Here is a 14,321-nt window from a genome sequence, read left to right as displayed (position 1 = left end):
AATTCCATTAAACGTACTTCAGGCAAAGCCTAATTGATGATAACCACCTACTGAAGTAGGTGGTTTAGGGCTGAAAACAAAAATAGCCCCATTTGGGGCTATTGATAGTCTCAAGGCTCGCGCTTGATTGAATCGAAAGGCTTAGCGCTTCTGTTGCCTCGAAACATTCAGGCTAGATACTGTAGAAGTAGTAGATTTGCGACTTCATTCGTATCACAATCCCTCTAATAACATCTAAGAAAGCCAAGAACTCAATCGGTTTAGTTCCAGAGACCCAAGCTAAACCTACCGAGCCAACAGGAATATCATAGTCAGCAGACTCACTCAGCTTTAACCTAACAAAATGATGCTTGTTGTTAAGGTTCTGCCCTGTGGTTTGCCTAACATTATCGTCTATTGCCAATAATCGCCCTTGTGATTCTCCGGTAGCCTCGACTATGCCCTCAACTTCAGCACTAAATACTTTCCCCGGATAAACAGCTGAAGCAAACTCAGCTTGCTGACCAACCTTAACGTTACGAATTGCCTGATGGTTTACCCGCATTAGTACATACTTTTCATTGGTGTACATCTGCATTCGCGGTGCTACACCAACGTACTGACCTTCACGCATAATAAAGTTGGTCACATAGCCGTCAGTAGGCGCATAAATCTTGGTGTTATCTAGATTCCATTGTGCCTGTGCCACGTTTTCATGCTCACTATTTAAATCTGCTTGGCGGCTTTCAACGGCAAGGCGCGACTTTTCAATATTCAGTAAGGCAGTATGCTCGGCCATTTGCGCCTTTTCTATTTGAGTGCCGTAAGTGTTTACTTGAGCTTGCGCCAAATCCACCGCTGTTTGCTGCTCATCTAACTGACTTTTGGTAATAGTGTCAGGCACCACACGATTTTGCTCTATGTAGCGCGCTAATGTGGTTTGCTTCCACTTTAGATCTTTTTTAGCAGCATCTAGCTGATTGTTGGTAATACTCACATCAGCAATTGCCACTTGGTGTTGTTTCTCTGCTAGCTTCACATCTTCAGTCGCTAGCGATAGGTTTACCTCAGCACTTTGTTGCGCGACTAATGCCTTGTTCAATGCAATTTGATAAGGCTCTGGATCTAAGTCATAAATCAACTGCCCTTTAGTTATCTGTTGATTCGGTTGGATATAGATATTTTCGACTTTACCTCTAATCTGCGAGTTTGCCGGCCGCAGCTGAATATGCGGAGACTGCACCAAAGAACCGCCCGATAAATCCATGGGGGTGTAATTGAGTAGCCCCACCCAAACAAACATCAACCAGCCAGTACCGCCGAGATAAGCAAATGCTTTGCTATAAGTATTCCAAGGCATACCAACTAAACGCAGTAGGTAAATAAATAGCGCCCAAACTGCTAAGCCTTCAAGCATTATTCTTCTCCTCTGTTGTTGTAACCTGTTCTATATTTGGCTCTTTCTCGCGCCACACATCTCTAATTCGCCGTAATGCTTTTTCACCATCGACAAATGCCACCATAACAGCGATTACCCACACCCAGTGCCATATAAAGCCTATCCAGGTGAGCGCGGTGATCAGCCCTATTTGATGGTGCTGCTCTTTATGAGCTTTATTGATTGGCATTTCATGGATTTTCCAAAAACCGAATGCTGCAGCGGCAACTGAAAGCACCATGACGACAGCAGCCACGCCATGTAGAGCTGTGTCTACGCCTGAATCAACGAATGGCATACTGAATAAACTCATAGGTATCAACCTCGAAAATAGATGTTTTGGAGCGCTATTTTGACTTTTAGTGGAGTAAGAACAAGAGCGAATACACTTATGTATCATATAAGCGCCATTTATGATTCAATGAGGTAGATTTGATTTGGAGAATTTGGGCTATGCTGCTTAATACTGCCTTTATACGTTCTTGCTATATCGCACCTATTTTCACTGGCATTTACGCGAAATACGGCATTAGTCTCGATGATCTCGGGATCCCTGAACAGCTAATGCAAGACCGTATGATGCTGATCCCTTTTACTGAAGTATCACAATGGTTTGAGCAAATAGAACGTCTCACTGGCGATGCTGACTTTATGGTGAAAATCCAGCAGCACCTAACGCTATCAGCCCTAGAAATCCCCGGTAACTGGTTTTTAAGCGCACCTGATTTAGCGATCTCGTTTAGGCGAATTAACCATGGCGTAAATTGCTTTCAGTCAGGTGCCAGTTATTATGCCCAGCAATCGGGAAAGATATTAAAGTGGTGCTACAACAACGATTTTGCTAAGGGAAAAGCACGCTCCCACGACTCATTAAGAGTTGCGTTTACGCTATTTAATGCCATCAAGCATTATGTTGGTGATGGTAATAATCTACTAAAAGTCAGGCTCAGTGGCCCACCGATCCAACAACAAGAAACTGAACAATTATTTAATTGCCCTGTAGTGTGGAACGCGCCGCAAACGGAGCTATGGCTGAGTATTGACGACCTTTTGATGTCGACGGAAGATTACACCTATGAACCAGAGCCACTCACCGCTTCAATTCCGTTATCGCAACTGGAAAAGTTGTTAAACATTCCACAGCCAACTGATACGCCCAAAGTGCTTTACGAGATGGTGAACTATTCACGCTATTACGGCTTACCGAGCGTAGATAAAGTTGCGGCATTATTTGGGATCTCAAGGCAACAATTACAAAGAAGACTGCAAAAACTGGGTTTTACCTTTACCTATTTATCGGGCTATATCCAATGTAATCAGGCAATCAAATACATGCTAGAAGGCATGGATATTGACGAAATAGCTCTGCGACTAGGCTACAGTAATAGCCATAGTTTTAGCCGCTCATTTACCCGCTTTCGTAGGCAAACACCCACGCAATACCTTGCTAAGCTAAATCTACAAAGCAAAAAGCCTCTTTAAATAAGAGGCTTTTTAATTAACTAGCTAAAATGATACTAGCCGTAAACAGGTAATATCCCAGCCATAGCAAGTAAGTGGCATGCACCTGTTACTAAACCAAAGATAATCACAATGGCAATTAATGGCGTACCGCCAGGCACTTTAAAGCTATCGCTTTCAGCAAACATTTGGCGTGACTTATAAGCCATCATAGCAGGTACAATCGCCGCCCAAATTGTTGCAGCAAGCGCAGCAAAACCAATTGCGATTAAGAATCCATTCGGGAACAAAATACCTAATACTGTTGGCGGAATAAAGGTAACCGCTGCCGTTTTAAAGCGGCCAGAACGTGACTCATCAAAACCAAATAAATCAGCTAAATAGTCAAACAATCCTAAGGTTACGCCTAAGAATGACGACGCTACAGCTAAGTTAGCAAACAGAGTCAACATAGTGTTTAACCAGCTATTGGCCATTACGTCAGACAAAGCACCAACCAGTACCCCCATATTACCGCCCTCGGCAATAATATCGACAAACTGACTACGTGGAATATTGCCCATGGTCGCCATTAACCAACAGCTATAGATAACAAGCGCGATAAAAGTACCAATAAACAATGCTTTGATAATTGTCTTTGGCTCTTTGCCATAGTACTTAACTAGACTTGGCACGTTACCGTGATAACCAAAGCTCGCAAGACCAAATGGCAATGCTGCTAACAAATATGGTGCATAGCTTTGCTCGCCATCAGGCATAAATAGTTTAGCGGTATCGATATCAATCAGCAGGTTACCAACGGCAAGGAAGAAGGTAATGATCATACCGCCAAGCATTACAGTGGTAATTCTATCTACCGCCTTGGTACTAATCACCACAATCGCTGCCAACACACCAGCAAACACTAAGCCTGCAACGCTCTGAGGTAAATTTATCCCCAAGCCTTCTAAGCTGTGGTTCACAATCGATCCACCGCCACTAATGTACGCGTAGGTCAAAATATACAGTACAAAGGTGATTGATAAGCCGTTCACCAAGCGCCAAAATTGGCCTAAGGTTTCTTTAGTTAACGTATCGAAACTGGCACCCGGCTCAAAATGCAGGTTGGTTTCCAGTAGCATCAAACCTGATACCAACATACAAAACCAAATACCCACTAACATCAGCATTGAGTAGCCAAACCACATTCCGGCACCAACAACTGGCAGCGAGAACATACCCGCACCAACAGTTGTACCCGCAATGATCATAGCTCCGCCTAATAGCGACTTACCTGCAGCTTTGTTTTTAGCTGCATTCATATGATTTGCCATTAAGCTTTTTGCTCCGCGTGAACACTATCTACAATAGTTTGTCTTACTGACGAGCGTAACAACAAGTTGGCTCTCTCTTTAATACGTTTGATATCCGCACACCCTTCGCTATCAACTAGGTAGCCTAGTTCTTTTAATTTGACGCTCAGCGTAGCGTATAGCTTCTTATCGTAAAACTCTGGTGCAGTAATACCGTGAAGCGCACCCAATCTTTGCGCCAGACGATGACTGTCTTTCTCTAGCTCTGAACGCTCCATATTTGGCTTAACCTCAAGTAGATTAAACAAAATAGCGTAACGCTGCATGGTTTCGCTAACAGTGCCAGATAGCAGTAATAATTGATTAATCTTGCTGTCTACAACGGCAAAATGCTCTGCTTCAACCACTAAACCTTGAGCCACGAAAATGTCTAAGATCTTGTTGGTGTATTCTGCTGGGTCATCGATCCCCATAAACAGCTCAGCTTCAAGCAGAGGATAGAAATCATTAACGATACAAATAACATCTTCACGGCTGCAGTTTTCTTTACGCAGCAAACAAGCAGCGATTAGAGACGGCAGTACCATTAAGTGAATAATGTTGTTGCGATAGTAAGTCATAGTAATCGCAATACTTGGATCTATAGAGATAATATCGCCAAGTGGATCGCTTTCAATCTGTAGCTTTTTAAGCTCTAAACCTTGTGACACTAGGTCGTGACCACTCCCCTCAGGAACAGAGGTATAAGCGGTATATGGCTGCTCTTTTAATAAAGTTAAATACAGATCTAACTGCTTATCTAACTGAGAGCGCTCAAGTGCATTTTGCTCAGACGCTAACAACACCATACTGGTTAACGTCACCGAGCTTACCGCTGCAGCGTCGTTAATATTGGTCATTACGCGATTCGCCAAGTTATTAACCACAGGAGTTAACCAGCTTGGCTTAGCATCTGGCTCGTTTGCCACTTCTTCACGCCAGTTTGGCGCTTGCTCATTTAAGAAGCTGTGCAATGTAATTGGCTCACCGAAGTTTACATAGCCTTGACCAAAGTTACCCAGCTTGCGGATAGCGCCAAATACTTGCCAAACAGATTCTTTCTTTTTCTTCTTACCGCTTAGCTCCTTGTGGTAAGTCGCCACTTCCATTACATGGTCATAGCCTAAGTAAACCGGCACTAAAGTTACTGGACGCTCAACACCGCGCAATACACTGTTTAGCGTCATCGCCAACATACCGGTTTTAGGTGCAAGTAAGCGACCCGTACGTGAACGGCCACCCTCTGTGAAATATTCAACAGAGTAACCTTTAGTAAATAGCTGATCTAAATACTCACGGAACACAGCGGTATAGAGCTTATTACCACCAAAACTACGGCGAATAAAGAAAGCACCACCACGGCGGAACGCTGGGCCAGCAGGCCAGAAGTTAAGGTTAATACCGGCTGCAATATGCGGTGGCACCATACCTTGATAATAAAGAATGTACGACAGTAACAAGTAGTCCATGTGGCTACGGTGACACGGCACATATACAATTTCGTGGCCGTCGTGATGCAGCTGTCTAATCTGCTCAGCACCTTTAATATTGATGCCTTTATAAAGCTTGTTCCAAAGCCAAGTTAAGAAACGCTCAGCAATACGTACCAAGCTATCTGAATAATCTGCGGCGATTTCATCTAAATACTCCATCGCTTTAGCGCGAGCTTCAGATTCAGAGATTTTCTTGCTTGCAGCTTCTTCTTTAATCGCTTTAGTAATAGAGTCAGATTTAAGTAGCGAATGGAATAACGCTTGACGCTTAGGCAGCTGCGGCCCAGTCATTACCTTACGTTGGCGCTGGAAGTGCACTCTTGCAACACGGGCAAGCTTTTGCGCAATGCGCTTATCTGTACCGTGCTCGTCGGCCATATAACGCAGCGAAACTGCATTAGAAAACTGTACGAAGTTGTGACGACCTAAAAATAAAATCATCAAACACTTGCGCAACCACGTTGGGTTTTGGCGTTCAAGTACCGCTGCACGCATGGTGTCGTCTTCTTTACCCGGAGTACGACCCCAGTAAAGGCTCACTGGCACTAATTGAATATCGAGTTCGCGATTTTGCTTATGCACACTCAGCAGGCGCTTAAAGCAATCAAGATAAGGCTCCCCACCTTCCCTTTTACCAAATAGCGGCTTGCTGCCTTCTAAACAAACGACTCTAGGTGCTTTAACACCATTAACCTCTAAGTCTTCATAAGGACTCGGCAAACCTAGCTTAGTCGTCATTTCGCTCAGTGCAGCAATGTCACTGACAGATTCAGTTTTCATTACGTAAGCTAGCGGCTTACTCGGATCAAGATTGAGATCGTCAAATGGATCGTGAGGCACCACAATCGTGTGCACCAATTTGCGCTGTATCCAGCGTAAAGATTTAAACCAAAGAGAGTCTTGTTTGGACATGTTTATATGCAATGTTAGTCGCTTCTAATAAGGCGCTAGAATACCAGATATTTAAATCCTTTGCGCGATTGTATTACCTTAGCCAGTAATCTTAGCAGTCTATTTATAGAACAATGACTTAGTATTTAAAAAGCCGATAACTCAGTGATTAACTAGGATTAAATCGCGTTCATACCAGTTTAATCTAAACACTAGTGTTCGTTCCGAATAAAATCAGATTTAACTTATATTTACATTATATCTGGTTAATACTTGCACTCATAAAAATACTGTATATACTGACAGGTACTGTATAGAAAGACAGGGTTAACCATGAGACCACTTACACCACGCCAAGCTGAAATTTTAGAGCTAATTAAACGTAATATTGCTGATACTGGCATGCCACCAACCCGTGCCGAGATCGCTAGACGTTTGGGCTTTAAATCTGCCAATGCTGCCGAAGAACATTTAAAGGCACTGGCCAAGAAAGGCTGCATTGAAATCATGCCCGGCACTTCTCGCGGTATTAAGTTAACCCAAGAAGATACAGAAGAAACCGAATTAGGCTTGCCACTTATTGGCCAAGTCGCTGCTGGTGAACCTATTTTGGCTCAAGAACATGTTGAACAACATTACCAAGTTGACCCAGCGATGTTCCGCCCATCAGCAGACTTTTTACTACGAGTTCGCGGTGACAGTATGAAGAATATTGGCATACTCGAAGGCGACTTATTAGCAGTACACAAAATTCAGCAAGCGCGTAATGGTCAAGTTGTTGTAGCCCGAGTAGAAGACGATGTCACCGTTAAGCGTTTTGAGAAAAAAGGTAATAAAGTTTTCTTACATGCAGAGAACGATGATTACTCACCTATTGAAGTGGATCTAGCAAACCAGAGCCTAAGCATTGAAGGGTTAGCCGTTGGCGTGATCCGTAATGGAGATTGGCAATGAACAAACTAATTGGCACGAGCCCACGCCACCCTGGACTTTGGCAAGATCTGCCATCAGCCACACTGGCAAATAACACGGTAAACGACATTACAACCATGAGCACACAAACTCAGGGTCGTGATGAGCTAAAACAAATTAGCGCGCAATTGTCGCAGTTAAGCCAACAAGGTCGCTGGATCGTACTAATTAGCCCGCCAAATATTGGCTACAAGCAAATGCTTGCAGCAGCAGGTGTGCGTATGGACCGAATTTTATTGGTTCATGCAAAAGATGAAGTAGAAACATTGTGGGCAATGGAAAAAGCGCTTATGAGCGGCACTTCTAGCGCAGTGATCACTTGGACGCCATCGTTAGATGCACGTGATAGCAGACGCCTACAAATTGTTGCCAAAAGTGCTCGTGCAGCTGGCATTATTATCGAGAATTCGACTGACACCAGCAATGAAAATGTAAATGGTCACTTACCAAGCAGCGCAATTAACATACAGGATAACGCTTTTTCACAAGCATCACTGTTTGGTGGCATTCACTAGTCATTTTTGGTAACCATCTTTCTAATTCATTCTTTCTAGTAAAGAAATACAGTTATAAAAAAGCTCTCGCATGAGGGCTTTTTTATTTTCAGCATTCGGCAAATCATTTGAAAAGTGATCTTGATCAATATTTAAACACCAAGTAGTGTAAGAACTATAACAACGATATTTTGTTATATCCGAACGATTTAGTTGTCGGTCTTTTATTTTCAAAGCCACTGTTCAATACAGTGAATAAAGACTGAAGTCGGCCTGATATATTTCAGCCGTAAGTGCCAATGTGGTGACACTAAACAGTAACCAATACTGAATAAACAATAGTCAATACCGTAATTCGTTTAGTTATTGAGAGATTGACATACCACTCGCGCACTTTGAAGTCATCGTTGCTTTTTTGGGAACTGAAGAGTTTACATAGAGCAGAGACTTACTGTGTGACTCTTCTTTGTCTTGTTGACAGAGGAGAAGTCTAGTGAAGCAATTGTTGTATTGTGTGCTGGTGTTACTATTTTCACCCGCGCTTGTTGCATCAGAGATGCCACTTAACATGACCAAAGGTGTTACGGATATCAGTGGACAGGTTTACAGCCTGCACATGATTATTCTATACATCTGTTGTGCTATTGGTGTCGTGGTTTTTGGCGTAATGATTTATGCCATGATCAACCATCGCAAATCAAAAGGCGCTGTAGCCGCCAATTTTCATGAAAGTACTAAAGTCGAGATCCTGTGGACTGTTGTGCCCTTTCTTATTCTTATCGGCATGGCAATTCCTGCGACCAAAACCCTAATAGCAATGGAAGATCCCAGTAATGCCGATCTGACCATTAAAATTACCGGCTCGCAATGGAAATGGCATTACAGTTATTTCGATAAAGACATCTCATTTTTCAGTCTCCTCTCTACCCCGCGCGAACAGATAGATGGTCAACAAGCTAAAGGCGAAAACTACCTGCTTGAGGTAGACAAACCGTTAGTGCTGCCAATTAATCGTAAAGTGCGCTTTTTAATGACTTCAGATGATGTTATCCACTCATGGTGGGTACCCGCTTTTGCGGTTAAAAAGGACGCTAACCCTGGATTTATTAACGAAGCTTGGACCAAAATTGATAAGCCTGGCATATACCGCGGTCAATGTGCCGAGCTTTGCGGTAAAGACCATGGCTTTATGCCGATTGTGGTTGAAGCATTATCAGAAGCAGACTTCGATGCATGGCTAATCGCCCAGCAGCAAAAAGCCAGCCAAGCTGAAGCCGCGGCGCAAGCAGCATTGTCGCAAACACTCACCATGGAGGAGTTAATGACTCAAGGTGAGCAGGTTTATCTAGCGCGCTGCGCTGCTTGTCACCAACCAAATGGTGCTGGCCTGCCCGGTGTCTTCCCATCATTAATAGGTAGTCCATTAATCAAAGGACCGGTTGCAGGCCATATTGATATCGTAGTTAACGGTAAACCCGGTACAGCTATGCAAGCCTTCTCGCAGCAACTTACAGCAACAGAAATTGCAGCAGTTGTAACTTATGAGCGTAATGCATGGGGCAATGATTCAGGCGATACAGTACAAGCATCAGACGTAAGTAATAATACTGCAACTCCAAGCTCGGAGACTGATGCAGCAAGCGATAGTGAAATGAGCAATGCCACTGCGCTGCCTGCAAACTTACCTGCCGAACAAGCACAAGCTGAAGTTACGAACGAAGTAGAACAAGCTGCAGTGTTAGATGACTTAACCATGGAGCAACTCATGTCCATGGGCGAGAAAGTGTATATGACCAGCTGCGTAGCTTGCCACCAAGCAACAGGTGCTGGCCTGCCACCAGCCTTCCCTTCACTCGTTGGCAGCCCCGTAATCAAAGGGCCTGTAGCAGATCACCTTGAAATGGTTATCAATGGTAAACCGGGCACTGCAATGCAGGCATTTGGTCAGCAGCTTACGCCACAAGAGATTGCGGCAGTGATTACTTTTGAACGTAATGCTTGGGGTAACGACTCCGGCGATGTCGTTCAAGCCACCGATGTTGATGGTCACGGAAAGTAGGGGATTAACATGAGCACAATTACACAAGATTCACCCGTCGCTCAAGACGATCACCATGATGACCACCATCATGGTGCGCCGAAAGGCATTATGCGCTGGATTTTAACCACCAACCATAAAGACATAGGCACGCTCTATTTATGGTTTAGCTTCATTATGTTTTTAACTGGTGGCGCCATGGCAATGGTGATCCGCGCAGAACTATTTCAGCCAGGTCTACAACTTGTCGAGCCTAACTTCTTTAATCAAATGACCACAGTCCATGGTTTGATCATGGTCTTTGGTGCGGTCATGCCAGCCTTTACAGGCTTAGCCAACTGGTTAATTCCTATGATGATTGGCGCGCCAGATATGGCTCTGCCACGTATGAATAACTGGAGCTTTTGGATTTTACCCTTCGCTTTCGCCATCCTATTAAGCTCGCTATTTATGGAAGGCGGTGGTCCAAACTTTGGTTGGACTTTCTATGCCCCGCTTTCAACCACCTATAGCCCAGACAGCACCGCACTATTTGTATTCGCAGTACATATTATGGGAATAAGCTCGATTATGGGGGCGATTAACGTGGTCGTTACCATAGTTAATATGCGCGCACCGGGCATGAAGTGGATGAAGCTGCCGCTATTTGTTTGGACTTGGCTTATTACTGCATTTTTATTGATTGCTGTGATGCCTGTACTTGCTGGTGTAGTCACTATGGTGTTAACCGATAAGTATTTTGGCACCAGCTTTTTTGACGCCGCGGGCGGTGGTGATCCTGTGATGTTCCAGCATATTTTCTGGTTCTTTGGTCACCCAGAAGTGTACATCATGATTTTGCCGTCATTCGGTATCATCTCCGCGATTGTGCCGGCCTTTAGCCGTAAACGCCTATTTGGTTACTCATCGATGGTTTACGCTACTGCCAGTATTGCGATTTTGTCATTCCTTGTGTGGGCACACCATATGTTCACCACTGGTATGCCGGTGTTTGCCGAGCTATTCTTTATGTATTGCACCATGTTGATTGCAGTGCCGACAGGGGTAAAAGTATTTAACTGGGTCGCCACCATGTGGCGCGGCTCAATTAGTTTTGAAACCCCAATGTTATTTTCAGTGGCGTTTATTATTCTGTTCACTATCGGTGGTTTCTCCGGCTTAATGCTGGCGATTACACCTGCGGACTTTCAGTATCACGATACCTATTTTGTTGTTGCTCACTTCCATTATGTACTCGTAACCGGCGCCATCTTCTCCATTATGGCAGCGGCCTATTATTGGTTACCCAAATGGACAGGCCACATGTATAGCGAAACCTTAGGACGCTGGCATTTCTGGTGCTCAGTGATTTCAGTCAATGTGCTGTTCTTCCCCATGCATTTCCTTGGACTTGCGGGTATGCCAAGACGTATTCCTGACTACGCTATCCAGTTTGCCGATGTAAACCAAATCGTGTCGATAGGTGGTTTTGCCTTTGGTCTGTCGCAGTTAATTTTCTTGGCTGTAGTGATTAAATGTATTCGCGGCGGCGAAAAAGCGCCCGCTAAACCATGGGATGGCGCCGAAGGTCTAGAATGGACTATTGCCAGCCCAGCACCTTATCACTCATTTACGACGCCACCAGAGGTGAAGTAAACATGACTGAGCTAAAGCGTAAGTCCAATAAAAAGCTGATCAGCCTGCTAATTCTTAGCGCGCTGGGCATGTTTGGCTTTGGGTTTGCGCTAGTGCCTTTATATGACGTGCTTTGCGATGCTTTGGGGATCAATGGCAAACCCCAAGGCACAGCAAGTGTTTATCAGCCCGTCATGATAGATGAAAACAGAACCATTACTGTGGAGTTTGTATCGCAAGTACAAAGCGATATGCCTTGGACGTTCACTCCGCAGGTCAATACCATGCAGGTTCACCCCGGTGAGCTTATCCGTACCCACTTTGTGGCAAGTAACTTATCTGCAGATCACCTTATAGGTCAGGCGATTCCGTCAGTTTCTCCTGGCCAAGGCGCAGCATACTTTAATAAAACCGAGTGTTTCTGTTTCAACCAGCAAGTATTAAAGGCCAATGCCCAAGCCGATCTACCACTGATCTTTTTTGTGGATCCTGAATTACCGGATTCAATTTCAACCTTGACCCTCTCTTATACCCTCTACAACATTACCGACAAAGGCTATGTCGATAATGCTGCAGAATAGGAGCAGCAAGATGATAAATGAATATAACCAACACTATGATATAGGCCTTAACAGCTCTGTTGTTTTCAAAAACGTTGGTGCGCAGGAGCGACAACATGACAACTGAAAATAAACACGAAAATTATTACGTCCCCGAACAAAGTGCCTGGCCGATAATTGGTGCAATAGGCCTGTTCCTAATCGCATTCGGTGCGGGGAGTTATGTATCCGAGCTCAATAGCCAAGAAGGCAGTGGCGGCATCATTTTATTGGCCGGTATTGCGGTGATCATCTTTATGATTTTCGGTTGGTTTAGAGCGGTAATTGCCGAATCTATGGCAGGGCTGTATTCAAAACAGATGGATCGCTCATTTAGGCAAGGTATGAGCTGGTTTATCTTTTCAGAAGTCATGTTCTTTGCGGCGTTTTTTGGCGCACTGTTTTATGCCCGTATGATTGCTGTGCCTTGGTTAGGCGGTGCATCAAATAATGCCATGACCAATGAAGTGTTATGGCCAACATTTGAAGCCGTTTGGCCCTTAGTCACAACGCCTGATGGCACAACAACGCAAGCTATGGGTTGGATGGGATTACCGCTTTATAACACGCTGATCCTACTCACCTCTTCCGTCACCCTGCACTTTGCTCACGTAGGCTTAGAGACTGGTAAACGCAAAGCATTAACTGTTTGGCTAGGGCTTACTATTTTACTGGGTATCGCCTTTTTAGGCTTACAGGTTGAAGAGTATGTGCACGCTTATCAAGAGATGGGGCTAACGCTAGATTCTGGCGTTTACGGTAATACCTTTTTCTTATTAACAGGCTTTCATGGCATGCACGTTACCTTAGGTACTGTGTTTTTAATTGTGTTGTTTTTTAGAGTGTTAAAAGGGCATTTCACCCCAGAAAAGCATTTTGCTTTCCAAGCTGGCGCTTGGTATTGGCACTTTGTCGATGTGGTTTGGTTATGCCTATTTATCTTTGTTTACGTACTTTAAGCCCATTAATAGGGTCTGGAGTTAGGTGTGATGACTCCAGTCCCCAGCGCCACAATAAGTAATAGCACCACCAGCACAGAGAACAACACACGCCGACCTAGGTATTGACTCATTGGGGCATCTCCCTGCCCTTTCACCATAATAAATAAGGCTCGCCCCAAATTAAACAGTATGAATAGCAGTAATAATACTAAGACGACTTTAAAGATAAACAAAACCGACATGGCGCATCCCCGCGTTAAATTGAATCTTGCTTGGTTGTTTATTGTACTTTCTACTGTGATGGTGTTTTCGATTTTGGTCAAGTTAGGTTTTTGGCAGCTAGAGCGAGCACAATATAAAGCCGCGTGGCAGCAAGAGTTAACAGCAAGGCAATCTTCATCGGTACTCAGCTATACAGATTTACTTAATCACCCACAAGATGAGCCACTAACAGGATATAAACTGCAAGTAGCGGTTACGCCTAAATCCAGCAATATCTTTTTACTCGATAATCAGGTTTATAACGGCCGCGTGGGTTATTTAGCCTATCAAGCGCTACAAGTCAGCGATATTCAGCCTTGGCTGCTAGTTGAGCTTGGCTTTGTTGCTGCGAGTTTAGACCGCTCCCAGCTACCTCAAGTTCGCCCTATAAGTAGCCCACTGAATTTACAGGGACGAGTTTACCAAAAGCAGTTAAACCCAATGAGCTCTGAGCTAATGGCAGAAGAGGGACAGCCTACACGCATGCAAAACCTTAACTTGCCCCAACTAGCGCAATTAATAGGTCAACCTTTAGCAACAGCTGTATTGCAACCAAACAATTTGGATAATGCCTACCCTCACCCGTGGCAACCCATTCCTTTGTCGTCGCAAAAGCACCACGGCTATGCCGTGCAATGGTTTTCTATGGCGTTAGTGTTTGCAATCTTGATGGGTTACCTGTTATTTCGAAAGCTAAAAAAATCTGATAGAGAACAAAGCAATAAGGCTATTGCCAACGATAGATAGACACTGTAGGTTAGAAATTAAGCGACCTAGCCGTTCCGGGAAGCTTAATGTTAATCAATCAT

Annotated in this window: 13 protein-coding genes; 8 read left to right on the top strand and 5 right to left on the bottom strand. The window is 44.2% G+C overall.

What is annotated here, in order from left to right:
• Positions 1-172 precede the first annotated feature (172 nt).
• Together MSG37_RS09930 and MSG37_RS09925 are read right to left on the bottom strand one after the other, a co-directional pair.
• Positions 173-1,396, bottom strand: coding sequence for an efflux RND transporter periplasmic adaptor subunit (locus tag MSG37_RS09930; RefSeq protein ID WP_248470491.1), 1,224 nt, complete (start codon positions 1,394-1,396; stop codon positions 173-175).
• Positions 1,389-1,730: an MFS transporter gene (locus MSG37_RS09925; RefSeq protein WP_248470489.1), complete on the bottom strand. Its 342-nt coding sequence runs from the start codon at positions 1,728-1,730 to the stop codon at positions 1,389-1,391. The genes MSG37_RS09930 and MSG37_RS09925 overlap by 8 nt, the downstream gene beginning before the upstream one ends.
• A 140-nt stretch (positions 1,731-1,870) precedes the next feature.
• Between MSG37_RS09925 and MSG37_RS09920 the strand changes: the two genes are divergently transcribed.
• Positions 1,871-2,899: an AraC family transcriptional regulator gene (locus tag MSG37_RS09920; RefSeq protein ID WP_248470488.1), complete on the top strand. Its 1,029-nt coding sequence runs from the start codon at positions 1,871-1,873 to the stop codon at positions 2,897-2,899.
• 35 nt (positions 2,900-2,934) lie between these two features.
• Here MSG37_RS09920 and mtr read toward each other — a convergent pair whose 3' ends face one another.
• The gene (gene mtr / locus MSG37_RS09915; protein WP_248470486.1) at positions 2,935-4,191 is read right to left on the bottom strand and encodes a tryptophan permease; all 1,257 of its coding nucleotides are present in this window, start codon (positions 4,189-4,191) and stop codon (positions 2,935-2,937) included.
• Positions 4,191-6,614, bottom strand: a complete 2,424-nt coding sequence (plsB, locus tag MSG37_RS09910) for a glycerol-3-phosphate 1-O-acyltransferase PlsB (RefSeq protein WP_248470485.1) — start codon at positions 6,612-6,614, stop codon at positions 4,191-4,193. The genes mtr and plsB overlap by 1 nt, the downstream gene beginning before the upstream one ends.
• 312 nt (positions 6,615-6,926) lie before the next feature.
• Here plsB and lexA point away from each other — a divergent pair, with 312 nt between their 5' ends.
• From lexA to MSG37_RS09880, 6 genes are all read left to right on the top strand, one after another.
• Positions 6,927-7,547 carry a transcriptional repressor LexA gene (lexA, locus tag MSG37_RS09905; protein WP_248470484.1) on the top strand — a complete coding sequence of 207 codons (621 nt, stop codon included), beginning with the start codon at positions 6,927-6,929 and terminating at the stop codon, positions 7,545-7,547.
• Complete coding sequence (locus tag MSG37_RS09900; protein ID WP_248470483.1) at positions 7,544-8,080, top strand: SulA-like leucine-rich domain-containing protein; 537 nt, start codon at positions 7,544-7,546, stop codon at positions 8,078-8,080. The genes lexA and MSG37_RS09900 overlap by 4 nt, the downstream gene beginning before the upstream one ends.
• Positions 8,081-8,552: 472 nt before the next feature.
• Positions 8,553-10,118, top strand: a complete 1,566-nt coding sequence (coxB, locus tag MSG37_RS09895) for a cytochrome c oxidase subunit II (RefSeq protein ID WP_248470482.1) — start codon at positions 8,553-8,555, stop codon at positions 10,116-10,118.
• A gap of 9 nt (positions 10,119-10,127) precedes the next feature.
• Positions 10,128-11,732: a cytochrome c oxidase subunit I gene (gene ctaD / locus MSG37_RS09890; protein WP_248470481.1), complete on the top strand. Its 1,605-nt coding sequence runs from the start codon at positions 10,128-10,130 to the stop codon at positions 11,730-11,732.
• 2 nt (positions 11,733-11,734) lie between these two features.
• Positions 11,735-12,292 carry a cytochrome c oxidase assembly protein gene (locus MSG37_RS09885; protein ID WP_248470480.1) on the top strand — a complete coding sequence of 186 codons (558 nt, stop codon included), beginning with the start codon at positions 11,735-11,737 and terminating at the stop codon, positions 12,290-12,292.
• 95 nt (positions 12,293-12,387) lie between these two features.
• On the top strand, positions 12,388-13,269 hold the full coding sequence (locus MSG37_RS09880) for a cytochrome c oxidase subunit 3 (protein ID WP_248470479.1): 882 nt from the start codon (positions 12,388-12,390) through the stop codon (positions 13,267-13,269).
• A 5-nt stretch (positions 13,270-13,274) separates the two neighbouring features.
• Here MSG37_RS09880 and MSG37_RS09875 read toward each other — a convergent pair whose 3' ends face one another.
• Positions 13,275-13,493, bottom strand: coding sequence for a DUF2909 family protein (locus MSG37_RS09875; RefSeq protein WP_248470477.1), 219 nt, complete (start codon positions 13,491-13,493; stop codon positions 13,275-13,277).
• Between MSG37_RS09875 and MSG37_RS09870 the strand changes: the two genes are divergently transcribed.
• Positions 13,492-14,259, top strand: a complete 768-nt coding sequence (locus MSG37_RS09870; protein WP_248470476.1) for an SURF1 family protein — start codon at positions 13,492-13,494, stop codon at positions 14,257-14,259. The genes MSG37_RS09875 and MSG37_RS09870 overlap by 2 nt on opposite strands.
• The last annotated feature ends 62 nt before the right edge of the window (positions 14,260-14,321 follow it).

Source organism: Shewanella sp. 1CM18E, assembly GCF_023161665.1.
Taxonomy (GTDB): Bacteria; Pseudomonadota; Gammaproteobacteria; order Enterobacterales; family Shewanellaceae; genus Shewanella.
The sequence above is the reverse complement of the archived record's forward strand: the minus strand, read 5'-3'. Positions and strand labels throughout refer to the sequence as shown.